We start from the raw sequence: 18,351 nt of genomic DNA on the forward strand, positions 1-18,351 counted from the left end.
GAGATTCCTATGTACCGCACACAGAAGCAGGCGCTGCTCAGCAAGATCGAGCAGGTGTTGAAGGATAAGTACGACATCACCGGCGCGAACATCGCGACGGAGCAGCCGCCGACCATTGCGCTTGGCGAGATTGCGACGCCCGTTGCGTTTGAACTGGCGAAGCGGCTGCGCAAGGCTCCGAAGATGATCGCGGCAGAGCTTGCTGCGGAACTCAGTGGCATGGACGGTGTAGCAGCCATCGAAGTCGCGGGCGCCGGCTACCTCAACATCAAGCTTGACCGTGCGGCAGCGGCGAAGCGTATCGCGAACGGGGAACACGCGGATATCGGCGGCAAGGGTCTGCGGCTCATTGAGCACACGAGCATCAATCCGAACAAGGCCGCACACGTGGGCCATCTCCGCAACGCTATCCTTGGCGACACCTTCGCACGCCTGTTGAAGAAGGACGAGTACAAGTCCGGCTATCCCGTCGTGGTGCAGAACTACATCGATAACACCGGCGTGCAGGTTGCCGATGTGGTGGTTGCGCTGCTGCATCTGGAAGGCAAGACGCCGGAGCAGGTCGATGAACTTATCGGCGGCCTGATCGCGCGCGGCGAGCGGGTCGATTACTACATGTGGGATCTGTATGCCCGCGTGTCGCAGTGGTATGACAGCGATCCGGCACAGAAGGAAGCGCGCAAGAAGCTTCGCCTCGACACGCTGCATGAGCTTGAAGTAGGGCACAACGAAGTCTCTCGCGTTGCCGATCTTGTTGCCACGGCGGTGCTCGAGCGCCACCTTGAGACGATGGAGCGGCTCGGCATCGAGTACGATTTCCTGCCGCGCGAAAGTGAGATTCTGCACGGCCACTTCTGGGATGCTGCACGCGCACTGATGATTGAGCGCGGTGTGTTGTACGAAGAGACTGCGGGTAAGAACAAGGGGTGCTGGGTCATGCGGCGTCCAAATGCCGACACCATGGAAGCGGGCGCGACTGACGAGGATGCGAAGGTCATTGTTCGATCCAACGGAACGGTGACGTATGTCGGGAAGGACATCGCCTATCACCTTTGGAAGTTCGGCCTGCTCCCGGGCCGGGATTTTGGCTACAAGGTCTTCCGCGAATACGAGACGCACCCCTGCTGGATCAGCACGATGGATGGCGAAGAGAAGCATCCGCACTTCGGCCAGGCGACGGCCATCTACAACGTCATCGACTCCCGGCAAAATGACCCGCAGGCAAACGTTGTAGAGTCGCTTCGCGCGATGGGCTACATCGACGCAGCGGAGCACTACACGCATGTGAACTACGCCTTCGTTGCGCTGACGCCTCGTTGCGCCGAAGAACTGGGCTACGTCCTATCCGATGAAGACAAGCAGCGGCCCTACATCGAAGTCAGTGGACGTAAGGGCTTCGGCGTAAAGGCCGACGACCTGTTGGATCGCCTGATCGCGGCCGCCCGGGCTGAGGTCGATGCACGGCATCCTGAAGACGCGGAAGAGCTGCGGCGGGACGCCGCGGAGAAGATCGCGATCGGTGCTCTGCGTTACTTCATGCTGAAGTTCACGCGCAATACGCTTATTGCTTTTGACTTCCGCGAGGCACTGTCGTTCGAAGGCGAGACTGGTCCGTATGTGCAGTACTCGGCGGTGCGTGCCGCGAATATTCTGCGCAAGTCCGGCGTGTCGCATGACGATGCACTTGCTGGTCTGCAGGGCATCGACCTGGCACCTTACTTCACCGGCGATGTGGGCGACAGTCTGTGGGCGATGTGGTTGATCGCATCGCGTGTAACAACCGTCATCGAACAGGCGATTGCAGCAGCAGAGCCTGCCATAGTTGCTCGCTATGCCTTCCAACTTGCGCAGGAGTTCAACAACTTCTACCACCGAAATCATGTGCTGAACGAGACCGATGAGTCGCGGAAGAAGCTGCTGCTGGCTACCGCGGCCGTGGCCTACCGTGAGTTAGAGCGCGTGTTGGGTTGGTTGGGAATTGCCGTTCCGGTTTCCATGTAGGGGGTGCAAGCTTCTGTTGCGAAGTTCATCAAGCCAGGGTCCGGGATACGGCGAGAAGCGCACGGAAGATCTGACAAGTAACGCGTTATGCAGCTTGTGTGTCTGAGGGGATGTTTGCGACCACCCGGGTCAGCACTTTCACCAGTTCGGCGGGGTGCAGCGGTTTGGTGATCATCTCTGTGACGCCGAGGCGTTCCATCTCCGCGGGATTCTCCGATGCAACGCCGTTCACGAAAAAGACCACGGGAGCGGTGATACCTCGCTCACGCAGGGTCTGGATCAGTGTCAGGCCGTCCATATGGGGCATCTGCTTATCGCTCAGGATCACGTCGATGCGCTCTCGCTCCAGCACCAGGAGGGCGTCCAGGCCGTGTTCCGCGACGTGCACGGTCGCGCCCGTTTGCTGCAACACAAGGGAGAAGGTCAGCCGCAGGACGGGCTCATCATCGACGACGAGGATGGTGGAGTCGGAGAGCGTCATGCAGCCAGCGCTCTTACCCATTCCACGATGGAACGCACGGCGACGCCGCTCGGGCCTTTCGCAATTTCGGTGTGATGCTCGTCGATCCACGCCTGGCCGGCGATGTCGAGGTGAACCCACGGGGTCTCTCCCACGAACTCTTTCAGGAACATGGCTGCAGTGATGCTTCCGCCCCAGCGATCCCTGCCGGTGTTCATGATGTCCGCAATACTGCTCTTGATGAGTTCGCGATAGTCATCCGTGCAGGGCATTCGCCAGAAGTGTTCCCCGGCGGTACGTGCGGCCTGGTGAAAGTGAGCGCATGTCTCCTCATCGTTCGAGAAGAGTCCCGAGTTCAGCTTGCCCAGCGCAACCACCACGGCGCCCGTGAGCGTAGCGGCGTCGATCAGATGAGTCGCGCCAAGCGTCTTGGCGTAGTGCAGACCGTCGGCCAACACTAGCCTGCCCTCGGCATCGGTGTTCATGATTTCGATGGTCTTGCCGGACATTGCGGTCAGAACGTCGCCAGGCTTGTACGCCGTGCCGCTTGGCATGTTCTCAGCCGAGCAAATTACGCTGATGACTTCAATCCTCGGCTTGAGGGCTGCGATGGCCTGCATGGCGCCGATCATGGCTCCGGCGCCGGCCATGTCGTACTTCATCTTGTCCATGCCGTCAGCCGGTTTGATGGAGATGCCGCCTGTGTCGAACGTGATGCCCTTGCCGACTAGTGCGGCGATCTTGCCGCCGGGCGCTGGCTGCGCAGGTGTGTACCGCATCACGATGAGTGCCGGCGGCTCCGCCGAACCTTGGGCAACACCGAGGAATGCGCCCATGCCGAGTTCTTTAAGTTTGGCAGTGCTGTGGACCTCACAGGATAGGCCGGCTGCCCGGCACATCGTGGCTGTGCGCTTCCCGAGCTCGGTCGGCGTCAGTACGTTGCCAGGTTCGTTGACCAGCGATCGCGTGAAGTTCTGCGCCGCAGCGAAAATCATGCCTTCGGTGTGGCCTTCGCGGATCTCGTCCTGCGTCACCTTCTGTTGCGCCGGAGCAAGGATTGTGATGCCTTCCATGCTGCGATCCTTGCGGTCGCTGCGGTAGGTGTCGGGGTCAAAGTCGGCCAGGAGCGCGCCCTCAACCAGCGAACGCGCCGACGGCATACAGTCCAGGCTCTCCAGGTGCTCATCGGAGAGCGCGCGGTCTTCCGGGAAGAGAATGGCGACGCTGCGGATTGATTTTGATTTCGCGAAACGAACCGCAGTGCCGGAGCCTATTCGCAACTCGTCGGGTGAAAGTTTCTTCACGTTACCCAGGCCAACGATCAGCAGGCGATCAGCCTTGAGGCCTTCCGGACGGTGCAGCAGCAATGTCTCTCCCCGGGCGGCTTTGAACTCGCCGGATGCGAGCACCGTGCTGGCTGCGTCGCTCAAGACGTCCGAGGTGGTCAGCAGAGTCGGAAGCGGGTTGGCGTCTGTACCCGAGGCAATATCAACTGCAAAGACGGTGAGCAGGGGCGTGACAAACGAATCTGCATCCGCGAAAAGAAGCTGTGTACTCATACAGCTTCCAAGTGTATGCCGATCCGAGGGCCGGAATAGCGGGGTCGCAGGCCCTATGGGTTGTCAGAAATTTGGCTAGCGGCGCTGACTGCGCGCAATGGCAGACTTGGCTTCCTTGTCCGCCTCGTGCTTGCGTTCGGTTTCGCGCTTGTCCCAGTCCTGCTTACCCTTGGCCAATGCCAGCTCGCACTTCACGCGACCGTTCTTGAAGTACAGCCGCGTGGGGATGAGCGTGTAGCCCTTCTCCTTCGTCTTGACGGACAACCGCCGCAACTCTTCCTTATGCAGCAGCAACTTCCGTGTCCGTGTCTCCTCATGATTCATGGTGTTGCCATGGGAGAAGGCGCCGATGTGCGCATTGAGAAGGAACGCCTCGCCGTCCTTGACCAGGCCGTAGGCATCGCGCAGATTTGCCTTGCCTTCCCGGATGCTTTTGACCTCTGTGCCGCGCAGCGCAACGCCGCACTCCCAACGATCGGTCAGGAAGTAGTTATGCCCGGCCTGCCGGTTGTACGCGGCGTCGCGGGTGCCGACTGCAACGGCGTCGCGCTCCTTCGGCTTCTTTGAAGGGTTCTGCTGCGTCGCCGTGGGACTGTGTGCCATAAGATTTCAGATGCTAGCACGGGCCTTGCGGACGCACCGTCTGTTGCGCCCGCGATGGTACACTCGACACACGAAAACAGGCAGTATCGAGCCTCCCCCGGGTTTGTTGTGAGCGCTTTGCGCTCACGCCCGTCCAATGGGAAGCAGGGATCACCTGGAAGGCGGACGCGGAAGTTGAAGATGCAAAAAATGGGAAACGGCGGCGAGATCCAGGGGCACGGACGCAGCCTTTGCCATGGTTTGCCTCGCGGCCTTCTCCGCTCGGGCGTAACCGCAATCCTTGTGCTGTCACTGGCGGCTGTGAGCGTCCCTGCGGGCCATACACAGTCCGCTAACGCCTGGTCCAAGCGCGGTGCCGATGCTGAAGTTCGGGAAGACTGGGATGCGGCGTTCGAGGCCTATCGCCAGGCCCACCTGCTTAAGCCGGCCGACCTTCGCTACAAGACACATTTTGAACGGGCCCGCTTTTCCGCGGCTGCTGCCCACGTCGATCGCGGTCGGGTTCTGCGGCAGAGTGGCGACATGCGCGGCGCGCTGACCGAGTTCGAACGCGCTTTGGCCATCGACGGCGGCAACCAGTCCGCGCAGCAGGAGATCACCGTCACGGAGCGGCAGCTGTCGGATGCGCCGACCAGCAGCCTCGACCTGCCGGTTCCTGCCGGCCCTGCCCCGGAACTGGCTTCCATCTCCGAACCGCTGAAGCTCAAGCCTGTTTCCAGCAATCCTCTGACGCTGCACATGGTGGAAGACACCAAGGTCCTGTACCAGGCGATCGGCAAGGAAGCCGGCCTGAACGTGATCTTCGATCCGGACTATACTTCGCGCCGGATCGCGCTCGATCTGAATAATGTTTCGCTTTCGGACGCATTGCGTATTCTGGGCACGCAGGCAGGTACCTTTTACAAGCCGGTGACGGCGAACACTATCTTTGTTGCGCAGAACACGCAGACCAAGCGCAACGATCTGGCGTCCGTTGCAGTGCAGACGTTTTATCTGTCCAACGCAGCCACACAGGCCGACCAGAACGAACTGCTGACGGCGCTCCGTAACGTGCTCGATCAGAACGTCAAGATCTTTCTTGTGCCCAGCCAGAACGCCATCGTGATGCGCGCGACGCCGGACCAACTGATGCTGACGCAGGAGCTTCTGAATAATCTGGATCGTCCCCACAGTGAAGTCGTAGTCGACGTCGCCGTGCTGGAAGTGAATCGTGACCGTGCGCGCAACCTGGGTGTGACCCTGCCGCAGAGTTTCTCCATCACGCCGCAGGTCGCGAACTCCACCACATCGTCTTCGACCAGCACCACAACCACCAGCACGACCAGCACCACGACGTCTCCCACGCTGAACACGCTCGCGCACCTTACTGGCGCGAACTTTGCCGTGTCATTGGGAACCGCCACGGTCAATGCGCTGCTGACGGATAACGACACACGCGTGTTGCAGAATCCGCGCATTCGCGCGACCGACGGCCAGCGCGCCCAGCTAAAGATCGGCCAGCGTATCCCGGTGGCGACCGGATCGTACTCGTCCGGCGCCTCAACGTCGGTTGTCTCGTCGTTGGTCAATACGCAGTTCCAATACCTTGACGTCGGTGTGAACATCGACATGACGCCAACAGTGCACCAGGACCGCGAGATCACGTTGAAGATGGTGCTTGAGATCTCAAGCCAGAACGGCAATGTCACCATCTCGGGCGTTACGGAACCCATCATTGCGCAGCGCAAGGTAGAGCAGACCATCCAGCTGAAGGAAGGCGAGCCGAGCATCCTGGCCGGCATCCTGACACGGTCAGAGTCGGACTCCATCTCCGGCACGCCTGGTCTTGCGAGCATTCCCGGACTCAAGCGGTTGTTCTCTTCCAACAGCCGTGATCGAACGCAGGATGAGGTCGTCTTCCTGTTGATTCCGCACATCGTGCGCGAGCCGCTGGTGACCCGCATGAACACCCGCGCCATCGATACGGGCACGGGGCAGAGCATTGAGCTGCGCCACGACGCGATGTCCGAAGTACTGGCAACCGATACTTCCGCCAGTACCTCAACCGGCGCTTTCCAGCAGCAGCGCGGCCTCGGCAATGTCGCTGCTCCTGGGAGTTCTCAGCTCTCTGCTGCGCAGGCTGCATCCGCGATGATCGGTCAAGTGGGGAATGAGAACTCGCCGGCATCGCAGCGAGCCATGCAGGCTCTTGCGGCCAGTGGTTCGCCAAACAATGCTGCCGCGGCCGCCGCGCAGGCCATCCCGGCTGCCGGTGCGCCGGTCAACTTCAGCATTACGCCGCCACAAGCCACGCAGGCCGTGGGCGCCACCTTCCAGATGGCGGTGACCGCCAGCGGAGCCAAGGACATGTACTCCGTGCCGCTGCAGGTGCAGTTCAACCCGGCACTGCTGTCGCTGGTCAACGTAGACTCCGGTGAGTTCCTCGGTCGTGACGGCCAGTCGGTTGCAATTGTCCATCGTGATGAGGGCAACGGTATGGTGACCATCTCCATTTCGCGTCCACCTGCAGTGCGTGGCGTCGATGGCCAGGGCTCCGTCTGCGTGCTCACGTTCAAGGCGACTGCTACGGGTGACTCGCAGGTGTCGCTGGTGAAGGTGGGCGCGAAGGACAGCAAGCAAACGAATATGCCTGCCGTTGGCGGCGCCGCTACCGTGCACATCCGCTAAGAGGGTCACTTCATGTTCCTTTGGCTGAGATTCCGCGCAGCAGCACAGAATCGGGTGCCCACCTCAGCTTCGCGAATGGAAAGCACCCAGTCTGGTGTCACCCTCGTTGAGCTGGTCGTAGTGGTGAGCATCATCGCCATCCTTGCGACAGCGGCAGTGCCCGTCACACGCTGGCAGGTGAAGCGGGCTAAGGAGCGCGAATTGCGTGCCGCACTTTGGGAGATGCGCGGCGCCATCGACCGTTACAAGGACGCGGCAGAACGCGGCGCCTTTCAGACCAAGGTGGACAGCTTTAACTACCCGCCGGACCTGAGCTCGCTTGTGGACGGCGTGGATGTGCAGGAGAAGAAAGTGCGCTTCCTCCGCCGCATCCCGCGTGACCCCATGACCAACAGCACAGAGTGGCAGCTGCGTGCCATGCAGGATGATGCAGACAGTACGAGTTGGGGTGGTCAAAACGTCTTTGACGTTCATTCCAAAAGCCAGGGCACCGCGCTGGATGGCACGAAGTACTCGGAATGGTAGGGGCGATGACGACCAACAATACATCCCGGCGCACGCTCACGCAGAGGCCTGCGACCCCGTTTTCCGGCAATGAGAGCGGCTTTACGATGCTGGAACTGATCGTCGTGATGATGATCATCGGCGTACTTGCTGCCATGGCAATTCCGGCATTCACACATCACCTGAAGGTAGCGCGCGAGGCTGTGCTTCGCGAAGATCTGCATGTCATGCGGCAGGCCATCGACAGTTACACCGTGGACAAGCAGAAGGCGCCGCAGTCGCTGGACGAACTGGTGACCTCGGGCTATCTGAAGACGATGCCCATGGACCCCATGACGCACCGTACGGACACATGGACGGGCGATCGCTCCGACCAATACCAGAACGTCGATGAGACGGCCACCGGCATTAATGACGTGCATAGCGGTGCGCAGCAGTTGTCCACGGACGGCTCGCTGTACACCACCTGGTAGGCCGTCTTGGCTGCTTCTCAGGCTGAGACGCTTCGACTCTTCACTGCACTGCGTCTGCACCGGCCAGCCTGGGCTGGCGCGCTGTTGCTTTGCATCGGTCTCAACGACACAGGCCGAGCGCTCGCGCTGGCAGCGCTGGCTGCAGGCGCCGCCACTCTTTTCCTCGAAGACGAACCGGCCCGCCTGCGCGAGGCATCCCGCGAAGGCTGCGCTACCTTCACCGTTACGACACTCGACGAAGCTCTGCGCGCGCTGAAGAATGAGGTGCGCCAAGGGCGTGCGATCACGGTTGCACTGGGTGGTTCGGTGGAACAGTGGCTCACTGAGTCGGTCGAACGAGGTGTGCTGCCGCATGCGGTCGCGGCTACGCGAAAACTCTCGGGATCCGAAGAGCTATCGATCTCCACGTTGAAGCACTGGGGTGCTGAGCGACTCGTTGGAGATGGCCTGGCTGAAGCTGGCGAAGTCGACCTTGCGGAACGGGTGAGGGAAGTGGAACGCGATTGGGAGCTCGCAGAGGACGTTTCGAGCACGCAGATCGAACGCCGTGCGAAGGACGCATCCTTACTCGCTCTCGCAGCAGGCGATGCACCGATGTCCGCGATTCGGCAGCAATGGCTGCGCGCCGCGCCGACCCTCTTCCCGCGAGCCCTCAGCCGCCCGTATTGGGTGCGAAGAACGGGCCACCGAGTTCACTAGTCCTCGTCCGGGGTGCCGACGCGGGCGGCTTCGATGCGGGCCCAGAGTTCCTTCATGCCGCGGCCGTTCTTGCCTTCTTTCGCAGCGACGGCAATGATCTCTCCCACACCGTGCTCACGCTTTAACGTTGCAAGGGAGTTGGCAAGTGTGTTGTTCGAGAGCTTGTCGCTCTTGGTGCCGACGACCACGAACGGCTGACGATGCAGCTGCATGTACCTGATCATCTGTGCGTCGCTCTCCTGCGGCGGGATGTTGGTATCCACCAGGCAGCAGCTCAACGCAAGAGTCTCCCGGTCCGCAAGGTAAGGATCCACGAAGCTCGACCATTCGGACGAGATGGACTTTGAGATCTTCGCATAGCCATAACCCGGCAGATCGGCAAGGATCAGTGCCGGCATGGGGCGCATGGTGCCGGAGTTGAGCACCTCATGCATTGCGAAAAAGTTGATGGAACGTGTACGGCCCGGCGTGGATGAGACGCGTGCCTGACCTTCGCCCAGCAGCGCATTGATCAGGCTCGATTTGCCGACGTTGGATCGACCAAGGAAGGCGATCTCGGGGACACCGCCGGTCTTGACCGTGGAAGGGAAGTGCTCGGGCGCGAAGGCCGACAGCAGAAATTGGGCGCGAAGACGCATAGGTCCAGTGTATCTGCCCCTTGCCGGTCTGTTCGAAGGCCTTGCGTCTCCGCGTGCGTAGGTGCGAGCAGATACGAGCACCTGGCAAAAGAAGAGGCCCACAGCAGGATTTGCCGCGGGCCTCACAATTACGAATTGCGCTATTGGTTATTCAAACACCGGCGCATAGACGCAGTAGCCGCGGGGCGGAGCAGGGAACTCACCCTTGCCCTCGGCGTCTGTGCCGCGTTCGTCGGGGTGTGCCTCGTCCTTACCATCCCATGCGACGGGGACAAAGCGGGTATTAGGCCACTTGGTGGTCACGGTGGTGCCGCTCCACTGGTTGCCAAGGTTGTTCAGGACATAGATCAGGCCGCTCTGTCCCTCGTTGCCGCCGCGCTGCGAGATGTAGAGATCCGGATCGGCGTGCAGGATGCAGCTTTCGCCACCGGCGTGCTCATGGTGCGCCTTTACCAGCGCATCGATACCGTTGGGAGTACCTGGTCGCGCCAGGCCGAAGTTGTAATAGTCCTTCCAGAAGACGCAGGGGTAACCGTCCTGCGTCAGGATGAACGAGTATCCGAGCATCTTGTCATTCACGACTTCGTTACCACCCATGTCGTGGTTTTCGGTAAACGTCACCGCATTGAAGGGCCGCGCTGCAGAGACGGAGTTACCGTCGGTCAGGTTCCGCAGATCGTAATTCGGCGTGTCGCAGACATCCTTCAGCTTGTAGCGCAGCGGAAAATCAAATGCTGCGATCTGCGAATCGGTTAGTTTACTTACCGAATCCAGCCAGTCGCCAATGTCTTCCGGTCCGCTCCAGTACTCGCCCACGACAAACGGGGAGAAATTAGGATTGTTTTTCTTCTGATATTCGTACTTGGCCAGCAGGCCAATCATCCACGCGCCAAAGCCCTTTACGAAATCAAAACGGAATCCGTCGAAGTCGAGATCCTCAATAATCATGCGGGCATAGTCATACATTGCGCCGTAGACCTTGGGGTTGCGATGGCAGAGATGGGGGAAGCCGGCGAACTGCTCGCCTTCCATCATGACCTTCTCGTAACGCGACGGGTGAAAGCAGTCCCAGTTACGAGCAAATTTTCCGCTGGCGGGCGTGAACTTAGTCCAGCGCTTCTCGCCGTCAAGAGGGTTCTCTTCTTCCGCATCGGCGCCGCTGTTGTGATTAATGACCATGTCCGCGATGGCGCCCATGCCATTCTCGTGAATGATGCCGATCAGCTTTTCCAACTCAGCGCGATTGCCGAAGCTGGTCTTTAATTGACCCTTCTGCTCGAAGTCGCCCAGGTCGAAATAGTCATAGGGGTCATAGCCCATAGTTCCCTTGTCAGCGCCCTTGCTGATCGGGGGAAGCCAGATGGAATCGAATCCGACACCCTGCTTGCCAAGCTTGGGAATTTCACCCGCGACATAGTTCCACCACTCGCCCAGCTTGTCTTCATCCTTGGCACAATCCCAGTAAAAGCCCTGCATCATCACTGCCATGTTCGTTGTTACTCCGGTCTGCACAGCTGGGTCGCACTGCATCGCAGCACCTTTACCGTGTTTTGCTGTGTATCGTTTCGGTCTGATGCATCCAACAAGTGCGCGTTGTATGTTTCTGCGGCGCGGCGGGAGTTATCCAATGAATGGCGAGCGTACGACGCCCGAACGCACAAACGACGCGCGGATTTCCATGGCAGCAACGCCAGTTTCGTCACGCAGCGGCGATCACCTGCGCACGGCAGGTGGCGCTCTGATGGGTTGGTGGCGCGCCACAACGCTCGATGCACTGTGCGTCGGCGCGATGTGGTTTGTGGGGCTCTACTTTATCCATGTGCCGTGGGCGCCACTGTGGGCCATCGTAGGCGCCGTTTGCCAGTTCGTGCCGGGCATCGGCATGGCGATCAGCGTCTGTGGCCCTGCCGTCGCGGCGGCGCTGGCATCTACCGATTCGGACTTCGACAAGCTATGGTGGACTCTCGGCCTCTACGCCTTCATTGCCATCGTTGACGGACTCATCGTGCAGCCCATGCTGCTGAAACGGACGGCGCTGGTGCCGTGGTGGGCTGCCATGCTTGGCCCGATCGTCGGTGGTATCCTGCTGCCGCCATGGGGTGCATTAATCGCGCCGCCAGTGCTGGCGGTGATCTTCGCGTTTCGCAGGAAGCGCTGAACCTTGAAGGCCTTGTCGTCCTGAGCGGAGCGAAGCGGCGTCGAAGGACCAGCATTCAGTTGACTTCACGCGAAATATAAACTGAGGGCGCTTCGTCCTCCGCTTACATTTTTTGACTGCCATCGGAGTGCGGGTCCTTCGACTTCACCACGCTGCCCACGTTCCGCTCAGGATGACAAGAACTCAGAAAGGCCCGCACGGGGTGACAACCATCACGCGGATCCCTTCTAAGCGCCCAGCTTGTACTTGCTCTCCGCAATGCGGAAGAGCGGGCGCCACACCAGCCGGTTAATCGTCACTACCATCAGCGCCATCACAATTGTGGCCAGCAGCAACACTGCGAAACGTCCGGCATCCGTGGCTGCGCTGATCTGTTCGCCGAGGCCGAAGGTGGTCAGCGTGTTGCTCTTCAGGCGGAAGTATTCGGCGATGATGCTGGCATTCCAAGCACCGCCGCTGGCCGTAATCAACCCTGTCAGAAGGTAGGGGAAGATGCCCGGCAGGATAACGGTGCGCCAGCGCTGCACGGTGCCGAAATGGAAGAGGCGCGCCACTTCCTTCAGGTCGTTCGGGATCGCCATGGCGCCCGCAATAACATTGAAGAGGATGTACCACTGCGTGCCCAGCAGCATCAGCAGGACAGCACCTGTGCCCATGCCGGCGCCGCTCTTCAACAGCAAGAGCAGCAGGACAGGGAAGAGCGCGGTCGCCGGGACACTTGCCGCAATCTGCGCCAGAGGCTGCGCGATGCGCGCCAGTCGCGGGTGAAAGCCGATGGCCACACCAGCCGGCACCGTCCAAAGCGTAGCCAGCAGCAGGGCGATGACAACCCGCATCAGGGTCATGCCGGCGCCGCCAAAGATCTGCAGCACCTCATGCTGATCGATTCCACGCAGCAGGTGCAACGCTCGAATAGCCGCGTATCCAACCATCACAAAGATGGCGGCAATGGCAACTGTGCGTACTACGGTGGAGGGTGCTCGCCTGCCTGCCTCGTCGTACTGCGGATGCGTTGAACGACGTTTCGCCTCTCGGCGGTAGAGCCGCTCTGTCAGTGGCTCCAGCGTCAGGTGTCCAAGCCGCCGCACAAAATTGGATTGCTGCAGCATGGACAGAAGAGGCGAACGGACGCGACGCGAACTCTCAACCTGCTCGAACTTGAAGCGGTCGCTCCACGCGATCACTGGCCGCCACAGCAACTGGTCAGTGGCTACGATGATCAGGATCATCGTCAGCAGGCCCCACAGGATCGCGGTGGTATTGCCCTCGCTTGCTGCGGTCTGCAGATAGCTGCCCAGGCCGGGAAGACGGAAGTCGCGTGAGCCGAGCACGAACATTTCGCATGCCATCAGGAAGAACCAGCCACCGGCAACGGAGACCATGCTGTTCCAGATCAGACCGATTGCGGCGTACGGCAGCTCAAGCTGCAGCAGGCGCTGCCACCGGCTGAAGCCATAGATGGCGGATGCTTCCGTTAACTCGCGTGGCAGGCTCTTCAGCGAGGAGTAGAACGAGAAGGCCATGTTCCACACCTGGCCGGTGAAGATCAGGATGATGCAGCCCAGCTCCAGTCCCAACTGCCGAGTACGAAAGAGCGCGACCATCGCCAGCATGACGCCGGGCAGGAAGCTCAATACCGGGATGGATTGGAGGATGTCCAGCGCGGCGATCATGAGCGCTTCCAGTCGACGGCTGTACGCGGCAATATACCCGTAACCGACTGCGAAAATCAGGCTCAGGATGTACGCCAGCCCCATGCGGACGATGGAGTAGAAGGCGTAGCGAGGCAGCGCGTGCGGCGACAGGCTGAGCACGACGTTCGGCTGTGGCTGGCCCAGCCACAAACGCGCGATCTGCACGACGCCGTAGAAGATGGCAAGGCCGATGCATGCCACGACGAGATCGAGAAAGAAAGGCCAGCTGCGCTGTACCGCCTGTGACCGCGCGAGTGTTTGCGGGATGCCCAGTTCGCGGCGCGTGCGTAAACTGCCGAAGCTGTCCGGCAGGTTCTTCATCCGGCGACTTCCGTCGCGGACTCCGCAGACTGGTTCTGTGCCAGCGTGAAGCGTCGGCGCTGTGCGTCAAAGTCGAACAGCTCAGCGTACCGGCCCCAGTTGATGGCCGTCTCCAATTGACGCAGTGTCTCTTCCTCGCTGAACTGTTCATCCAGCATGTCGTGAAAGAACTCTTCCGGAACGGTGCCGTCGCTCTTCGCTTCCAGCGCTCGCATGATCTGCCGCAGCAGTAGAACGTTCTTCACTGCGGCTTCCCGGAAGATCTCTTTCTGACGGAGGATCTCGGCGTTCGCGAACTCGGCGCCGATGGGCGTCAGGTCGGCGTCGCCCTCGGTGACCTGTAGAAAGCCAAGCAGCGAGGACGCATCCACGATGGGCAGAAGATCGTCGACTTCAAACGCAAGGTCATCCGCAAGGCGATAGATATCCGCCTTGCCGCCATGATCGACCATCAGCTCCAGCAGACCTGCAATACCGCCCGGTCGTGCGTGCGGCAGCATTTGGTAGCTCATCAGGCGTTGATCCCGGACGCGTTTGCCGTCGGCGGTGCGCGGCAGCGCGGGGGGCTGCGCCTCGGGCTGGGTCAATACCTTGTAGATGTAGTCCACCAGCTGCGTGAATGCGGCAGCCTTGCGATCACGCGGATGCTGCAATGCCACGCGGAAATCGGTGCGCACGTGGCCCGGATTGCGGCCAAGCACGATGATGCGATCAGCCAGCAGAACGGCTTCTTCAATGTTATGCGTCACGATAAAGATCGCCTGCGTCGGCATGGTCTTCTTCTGCCACAGTTCCAGCAGCTCTGAGCGCAGGTTCTCCGCAGTAAGCACATCCAGGGCAGAGAAGGGCTCGTCCATGAAGAGTACTTCCGGCTCAACTACAAGGGCACGTGCGAAGCCAACACGTTGCCGCATGCCGCCTGAGAGTTCCTTCGGGTAGGCGTGCTGGAAGCCGTCAAGGCCGACCGTGTCAAGCATCTTCAGGGCACGCTTGCGGCGCTCGGCCGACTCCATGCCGCGCGCCTGCAGCGGCGCTTCAACATTCTCAAGGACAGTAAGCCAAGGGAACAGAGCGAAGCTTTGAAAGACGATGGCAACATTGATGTCGGCTTGGGCAATGGGCTTTTCATGCCAATAGACCTGACCGGCGGATGGGATGGAGAGTCCCGTCAACATCCGCATCAGTGTCGATTTACCGGATCCGGAAGGACCCAGCAGGGCAACAATTTCACCCGGCACAATGGCCAGGTCCGTTGGCGAGATGACCTGGATGCGGTTCTCGCTCGGCTGGGCGTAGTACTTCTCAACGCGCTCTGCGCGGATAATTGCCTGCTGCATGCCGTCTCCCTTGGTTGAGGCGGAAAGCTGATCAGAAAACCCTGGGCTTAGGTTGGGCGGACGGTCCGAGAGGCCAGAAGGCCCATCGTGCTCTCTGAGCCTAACATCCCTTCCTGTCACAGCAACTTCCACAACTTGCAAAGAGGTTTAGGGTCGAGTAGAACTGAGACTGACATGACGACTTCCTCCACAAAACCGCGCGTTCTGGTTGCCGACGATGAACAGGTCATCGCGAACACGCTTGCGATCATCCTGAATCAGGCCGGCTTTGAAGCCAGGGCCGTTTACTCCGGCGAAAATGCCGTTGAGTGCCTGGACGAGTTTCAGCCGAACATGCTGATCTCAGACGTAATCATGACCGGCATGACCGGTATCGAGGCCGCCATCAAGGTCCGTGCCAAGCTGCCCAGCTGCAAGATCCTGCTGTTCAGCGGCCAGGCCGCTACGGCTGACCTGCTGGAAAAGGCACGCGCCCAGGGGCACGAGTTCGAGATCCTGGCCAAGCCCGTTCACCCAACCGATCTGCTCGCAAAGCTTCGCAGCTAAATGTTTCGATGAAGTGAAAAGGCCTCCTCTGGGAGGCCTTATCACTTGGGTGGGAGTATTGCGTGCACCTTTACAAAGTGGAACGTTCTCCGCGAACGAGCTCGATTCGCTTTAGTTCGATCAGGTACTCGTAGAAGCTGGACAGCGTGCTATACGTGAAGCCTGCGTATCCGTCCAGTACCGCCCCGCGAATGAACATCATGTAAAACCACTTGAGCAAAGGCCGCATGGGCAGCTGGAAGAAGAGTGCCTTTTGCGCTGCTCGCTTCACCGCGCGGTCCTTTGCGAAAAGAGCGATACGCAGCGATGCGTCAACCGTGGCGGCACCACTCGCCAGAAGCTGCGCCTCCATCGTCGAATACACGTTATGCTTTGCCACCCAGTGAGCAATGCCCTTTGAAAACGGGTAGTGGTTCAGGGGGCAGATTAGCTCGATGATGCGACCATCAACCTCAAGGACCTCATTGATCTCGCGCACGTAGCGCGCTCGTCCGCGCCTGACCAGCCGCGTGTAAAAAGGCGTAATCTGAGCGTGCTTCAGCCAGGTGTCCCAAAGGTAGTCATGCCGGCGAAGGCGAAACCCATCGACGTCCGTGGGCGCCTTTGCAACTGCTTGTTGCATTTCCTCAACGAGTTCAGGCGTTGGGCGTTCGTCAGCGTCAAGGATCAGCAGCCACGGATGCCGGAAGGCCGGCTGTGTCAACGAGGCGTTACGCTGTGCAGCGTAGTTGTCAAAGACTCGCTCGTGCACCGTCGCGCCAAGTCTGCGCGCCATCTCCTGCGTGCCATCCGTGCTTAGGGAATCGAAAACGTGCACATCGTCTGAGAACGCCACGCTGCGAATCGCGCCGTCAATGTCCGCACTTTCGTTTCTGGTGAGGATCACGACGGAGATCACGTTAAGGAATCCTCAAGGACTGTTTCCATCACGGGAATGCCGCTGGTGTTGACACGTGCTCTCAGGGCTACCGCCGGATTACCCGCATAGACGGTCCACGGCTCCAGCGAACGCGTCGCAACCGAACCGAGCCCGAGCACGGCACCTACGCCCACCTGTACGCCGGGCCCGACCGAGGCGCGGGCGCAGATCCAGCAGTACGCGCCGAATCGCATCTCGTACGCGAGTAAGGGAAAGGCTGCGGAGTTGTAATCGTGCGTGGCCCCACAAAGGTAAGCTCCCTGAGACAGAATGGAGTGCGAACCGAAGTGCATGGGCGCAGGGTTGTAGATCTCCACACCGTCCGCCGCCGTGACTTGGTCGGCGCAGCGGAGATTCCACGGAGCCCAGATGCGCGATCCAGGATAGAAGTGGCAGTGGGGGCCCATGGTTGCGCCGAAGCTACGCAGAAGAGCGACTCGCCAGGCGTGCAGCGGCCTTGGCGAGGTGCGGTAGAGGGTCAGCCAAACCAATTGCCACAGCAGGCGGACGAGTCGATTCTTGCGTGAGAAAGCCGGTCGCAGGTACGGGTCCGCGATGCCGTCAGCGGCAATGTGCTGCGACGCGTCGTAGGCCACTTCGCGAGCCATCAGCGCCCCCTGCCTTCAAGATGCGCCTGCCGAAAGAGAGCCATGATCGTCTGCGCAGTCTCAAGCATGTCAAAGCGCGAGCGGAAGCACTCTGCCGCCTGCTCGCTCATCTTCAAACGATCTCCGGGATCCATTGCAATCCAGCGTTCCAGCAGCCGGCGTGTTCCTTCCAGCGTGTCCGCTTCAATCAGCGTGCAGCCCTGGTCCGCCAGCATGTCGCCGATGTTCACTTTGTCGCTCAGCAGTACAGGCAGTCCGGCGGCAAGCGCCTCAGCCACAGCGATACCGAAATTTTCCTGATGCGACGGAAGAATGAATGCCTCGGCTGCACGGAATGCACCCCACTTCGCCGGGCCACGCAGGATGCCTGGCCAGTGCACACGGTCGGCGCAGCCAGCCCTTTCTGCGATTGCGTTCAGTTCCGGCACCCACCCCGTCTCGTCCGGCCCGGCCATCACCAGTTGCAGATCAGGATCAGTCGCTGAGAGATCCGCAAACGCCTGCAGCAGCAGGTCGCAACCCTTCTTGGGGTGGACGCGGCTCAGGTAGATGAGGAAGCGCTTGCCGCGGACCTGTGGCACAAGCTCCAAAAAAGTAGCGATGTCCTTCGCGGGGTCCGTCTGCGGAGCACGAATACCGTAGGGAACCACCTGAGGTCGCCACTTCCAGAATGCGAAGCTCTCCTGTGCCAGCCGTTCTTCGGTGTCCGTCGTAAACAGCACGCGATAAGCCGAACGCAACACCCAGTACTCCACCGGATACCAATAGAGGACCTTCTTCAAATGCTTCAGACGGTAGCGGCGTTTGAAGTAGGGGTCCAGCATGCCGTGCGAGAAGACCATGTACGGCTTGCGGCCTCGCACTGCCAGCATCGCTGCGAGACCGTTGTACTGCCAAAGGCCATTGACGATGACGCCGTCAAAGCGATGGATGTTATCGCGCAGCCAGGGCAGCAGTCGCTTGTTATAGGCAAAGGTGGCGCGGACGGGTCCGAGAGCGTGTACCGGATAGGGAAGGTTTTGGAGATACGGTGCGTCGGGCGGGTCTGACGTCACGGCTTCGCCGATGTATCCTTCATCGGCGTAGCTGAACAGGGTCCGCACACCCTCAATGGGGCCGCCTGCAGCTGGATTCAGCGTTGAAATGATATGAAGAATTCGCATA

At 60.3% G+C, this 18,351-nt stretch carries 17 protein-coding genes; 7 read left to right on the forward strand and 10 right to left on the reverse strand.

The features are described 5' to 3' along the window. The first annotated feature begins 9 nt into the window (after positions 1 to 9). The gene (locus BLW03_RS17945) at positions 10 to 2,001 is read left to right on the forward strand and encodes an arginine--tRNA ligase (RefSeq protein ID WP_074655376.1); all 1,992 of its coding nucleotides are present in this window, start codon (positions 10 to 12) and stop codon (positions 1,999 to 2,001) included. Positions 2,002 to 2,086: 85 nt separating this feature from the next. Here the strand turns inward: BLW03_RS17945 and BLW03_RS17950 are convergent, their stop codons facing one another. The 3 genes from BLW03_RS17950 to smpB form a co-directional block, all read right to left on the reverse strand. Then, on the reverse strand, positions 2,087 to 2,503 hold the full coding sequence (locus BLW03_RS17950) for a response regulator (protein ID WP_074655377.1): 417 nt from the start codon (positions 2,501 to 2,503) through the stop codon (positions 2,087 to 2,089). Next, the gene (locus BLW03_RS17955) at positions 2,479 to 4,020 is read right to left on the reverse strand and encodes a leucyl aminopeptidase (RefSeq protein ID WP_074655378.1); all 1,542 of its coding nucleotides are present in this window, start codon (positions 4,018 to 4,020) and stop codon (positions 2,479 to 2,481) included. Before BLW03_RS17955 ends, BLW03_RS17950 begins: the two co-directional genes overlap by 25 nt. 75 nt (positions 4,021 to 4,095) lie before the next feature. After that, positions 4,096 to 4,623 carry an SsrA-binding protein SmpB gene (smpB, locus tag BLW03_RS17960; RefSeq protein WP_074655379.1) on the reverse strand — a complete coding sequence of 176 codons (528 nt, stop codon included), beginning with the start codon at positions 4,621 to 4,623 and terminating at the stop codon, positions 4,096 to 4,098. A gap of 180 nt (positions 4,624 to 4,803) precedes the next feature. On the opposite strand from smpB, the gene BLW03_RS17965 reads away from it, so the two are divergent. The 4 genes from BLW03_RS17965 to BLW03_RS17980 all read left to right on the forward strand — a co-directional run bounded on the left by BLW03_RS17965 (position 4,804) and on the right by BLW03_RS17980 (position 8,966). Continuing rightward, a complete protein-coding gene (locus BLW03_RS17965) occupies positions 4,804 to 7,290 on the forward strand; it encodes a cohesin domain-containing protein (RefSeq protein WP_348270849.1) in 2,487 nt (828 codons plus the stop codon). A 75-nt stretch (positions 7,291 to 7,365) separates the two neighbouring features. Continuing rightward, positions 7,366 to 7,815 (forward strand): type IV pilin protein, encoded by a 450-nt coding sequence (locus BLW03_RS17970; protein ID WP_074655380.1) that lies wholly within the window; start codon positions 7,366 to 7,368, stop codon positions 7,813 to 7,815. 5 nt (positions 7,816 to 7,820) lie between these two features. Next, a complete protein-coding gene (locus BLW03_RS17975; protein WP_074655381.1) occupies positions 7,821 to 8,267 on the forward strand; it encodes a type II secretion system protein in 447 nt (148 codons plus the stop codon). Between the two features lie 6 nt (positions 8,268 to 8,273). Continuing rightward, positions 8,274 to 8,966, forward strand: a complete 693-nt coding sequence (locus BLW03_RS17980) for a hypothetical protein (RefSeq protein ID WP_074655382.1) — start codon at positions 8,274 to 8,276, stop codon at positions 8,964 to 8,966. On the opposite strand, the gene yihA is transcribed toward BLW03_RS17980, so the two are convergent. After that, entirely contained in the window at positions 8,963 to 9,604 is a 642-nt protein-coding gene (gene yihA, locus BLW03_RS17985; protein WP_074655383.1) for a ribosome biogenesis GTP-binding protein YihA/YsxC, read from the reverse strand. The two genes, BLW03_RS17980 and yihA, sit on opposite strands and share 4 nt — an antisense overlap. Positions 9,605 to 9,751: 147 nt before the next feature. Continuing rightward, entirely contained in the window at positions 9,752 to 11,134 is a 1,383-nt protein-coding gene (locus BLW03_RS17990; RefSeq protein WP_244502147.1) for an alpha-amylase domain-containing protein, read from the reverse strand. 97 nt (positions 11,135 to 11,231) lie between these two features. Here BLW03_RS17990 and BLW03_RS17995 point away from each other — a divergent pair, with 97 nt between their 5' ends. Continuing rightward, positions 11,232 to 11,762, forward strand: a complete 531-nt coding sequence (locus BLW03_RS17995) for an AI-2E family transporter (protein ID WP_244502148.1) — start codon at positions 11,232 to 11,234, stop codon at positions 11,760 to 11,762. A gap of 227 nt (positions 11,763 to 11,989) precedes the next feature. Here the strand turns inward: BLW03_RS17995 and BLW03_RS18000 are convergent, their stop codons facing one another. Both BLW03_RS18000 and BLW03_RS18005 read right to left on the reverse strand, forming a co-directional pair. Further along, positions 11,990 to 13,777: an ABC transporter permease gene (locus BLW03_RS18000; protein ID WP_074655384.1), complete on the reverse strand. Its 1,788-nt coding sequence runs from the start codon at positions 13,775 to 13,777 to the stop codon at positions 11,990 to 11,992. Beyond that, positions 13,774 to 15,114, reverse strand: coding sequence for an ABC transporter ATP-binding protein (locus tag BLW03_RS18005; protein ID WP_074655385.1), 1,341 nt, complete (start codon positions 15,112 to 15,114; stop codon positions 13,774 to 13,776). Before BLW03_RS18005 ends, BLW03_RS18000 begins: the two co-directional genes overlap by 4 nt. Positions 15,115 to 15,288: 174 nt before the next feature. Here BLW03_RS18005 and BLW03_RS18010 point away from each other — a divergent pair, with 174 nt between their 5' ends. Further along, positions 15,289 to 15,660 carry a response regulator gene (locus tag BLW03_RS18010; protein ID WP_074655386.1) on the forward strand — a complete coding sequence of 124 codons (372 nt, stop codon included), beginning with the start codon at positions 15,289 to 15,291 and terminating at the stop codon, positions 15,658 to 15,660. Between the two features lie 70 nt (positions 15,661 to 15,730). Here BLW03_RS18010 and BLW03_RS18015 read toward each other — a convergent pair whose 3' ends face one another. From BLW03_RS18015 to BLW03_RS18025, 3 genes are read right to left on the reverse strand one after another with little or no spacing between them, the layout of a single operon-like run. Next, positions 15,731 to 16,558: a glycosyltransferase family 2 protein gene (locus tag BLW03_RS18015; RefSeq protein WP_074655387.1), complete on the reverse strand. Its 828-nt coding sequence runs from the start codon at positions 16,556 to 16,558 to the stop codon at positions 15,731 to 15,733. After that, positions 16,555 to 17,187 carry an LbetaH domain-containing protein gene (locus BLW03_RS18020; protein ID WP_074655388.1) on the reverse strand — a complete coding sequence of 211 codons (633 nt, stop codon included), beginning with the start codon at positions 17,185 to 17,187 and terminating at the stop codon, positions 16,555 to 16,557. The genes BLW03_RS18015 and BLW03_RS18020 overlap by 4 nt, the downstream gene beginning before the upstream one ends. Next, a complete protein-coding gene (locus BLW03_RS18025) occupies positions 17,187 to 18,350 on the reverse strand; it encodes a glycosyltransferase (RefSeq protein ID WP_074655389.1) in 1,164 nt (387 codons plus the stop codon). Before BLW03_RS18025 ends, BLW03_RS18020 begins: the two co-directional genes overlap by 1 nt. Between the last annotated feature and the right edge of the window lies 1 nt (position 18,351).

It is taken from the genome of Terriglobus roseus (assembly GCF_900105625.1).
Classification (GTDB): Bacteria; Acidobacteriota; Terriglobia; order Terriglobales; family Acidobacteriaceae; genus Terriglobus; species Terriglobus roseus_B.

What these genes read in the sequence shown, in the direction of transcription:
- BLW03_RS17945 (WP_074655376.1), top strand. Translation starts at nt 10, where the DNA reads ATGTACCGCACACAGAAGCAGGCGCTGCTCAGCAAGATCGAGCAGGTG.
- BLW03_RS17950 (WP_074655377.1), bottom strand. Translation starts at nt 2,503, where the DNA reads ATGGGTAAGAGCGCTGGCTGCATGACGCTCTCCGACTCCACCATCCTC.
- BLW03_RS17955 (WP_074655378.1), bottom strand. Translation starts at nt 4,020, where the DNA reads ATGAGTACACAGCTTCTTTTCGCGGATGCAGATTCGTTTGTCACGCCC.
- smpB (WP_074655379.1), bottom strand. Translation starts at nt 4,623, where the DNA reads ATGGCACACAGTCCCACGGCGACGCAGCAGAACCCTTCAAAGAAGCCG.
- BLW03_RS17965 (WP_348270849.1), top strand. Translation starts at nt 4,804, where the DNA reads ATGCAAAAAATGGGAAACGGCGGCGAGATCCAGGGGCACGGACGCAGC.
- BLW03_RS17970 (WP_074655380.1), top strand. Translation starts at nt 7,366, where the DNA reads ATGGAAAGCACCCAGTCTGGTGTCACCCTCGTTGAGCTGGTCGTAGTG.
- BLW03_RS17975 (WP_074655381.1), top strand. Translation starts at nt 7,821, where the DNA reads ATGACGACCAACAATACATCCCGGCGCACGCTCACGCAGAGGCCTGCG.
- yihA (WP_074655383.1), bottom strand. Translation starts at nt 9,604, where the DNA reads ATGCGTCTTCGCGCCCAATTTCTGCTGTCGGCCTTCGCGCCCGAGCAC.
- BLW03_RS17990 (WP_244502147.1), bottom strand. Translation starts at nt 11,134, where the DNA reads ATGCAGTGCGACCCAGCTGTGCAGACCGGAGTAACAACGAACATGGCA.
- BLW03_RS17995 (WP_244502148.1), top strand. Translation starts at nt 11,232, where the DNA reads ATGAATGGCGAGCGTACGACGCCCGAACGCACAAACGACGCGCGGATT.
- BLW03_RS18000 (WP_074655384.1), bottom strand. Translation starts at nt 13,777, where the DNA reads ATGAAGAACCTGCCGGACAGCTTCGGCAGTTTACGCACGCGCCGCGAA.
- BLW03_RS18005 (WP_074655385.1), bottom strand. Translation starts at nt 15,114, where the DNA reads ATGCAGCAGGCAATTATCCGCGCAGAGCGCGTTGAGAAGTACTACGCC.
- BLW03_RS18010 (WP_074655386.1), top strand. Translation starts at nt 15,289, where the DNA reads ATGACGACTTCCTCCACAAAACCGCGCGTTCTGGTTGCCGACGATGAA.
- BLW03_RS18020 (WP_074655388.1), bottom strand. Translation starts at nt 17,187, where the DNA reads ATGGCTCGCGAAGTGGCCTACGACGCGTCGCAGCACATTGCCGCTGAC.
- BLW03_RS18025 (WP_074655389.1), bottom strand. Translation starts at nt 18,350, where the DNA reads ATGCGAATTCTTCATATCATTTCAACGCTGAATCCAGCTGCAGGCGGC.